Here is a 400-nt window from a genome sequence, read left to right on the forward strand (position 1 = left end):
ATCTGGGACATCGCCGCCATCACGGCGTTCTTCGGCCTCTCCAACCGCATGGCGAGCTTCGCGGGCATGCAGCCCAATCCGGAGTTCTACCTGATGGGCCGGGTGCCGCGGCAGCGCTGAGCGAACATAGGCCCCTCAGCCGTCGGCGCGCAGCACGCCCCAGAGCATGCGCACCAGTTCGTCCTCGAAGGCCGGCCGCCCGAGCAGCGGGGAGTCCTCGAGCGACGCGCTGCGGATCGCGCCCATCACCGCGCGGGTGGCGACGAACATCATCGCGGGCGTCGGGGGGCGGATGGAGCCGTCGCCCCCTTCCACCAGCCGCGCGAGCGCGACGGCGTTGCGCTCCGCGCCCTCGCGCAGCGCGGCGGTGAAGCGTTCGTGCTGGTCCACGCGCCAGCCC

General features: G+C 72.8%; 1 protein-coding gene. It reads right to left on the reverse strand.

What is annotated here, in order from left to right:
• Positions 1-135: 135 nt before the first annotated feature.
• Positions 136-400 (reverse strand): hypothetical protein (locus HNV26_RS37680; RefSeq protein ID WP_216613101.1); only part of this gene is annotated, 265 nt, incomplete at its 5' end.

Origin of the sequence: Myxococcus xanthus (assembly GCF_013116825.1) — a bacterium.
GTDB classification, from domain to species: domain Bacteria; phylum Myxococcota; class Myxococcia; order Myxococcales; family Myxococcaceae; genus Myxococcus; species Myxococcus xanthus_B.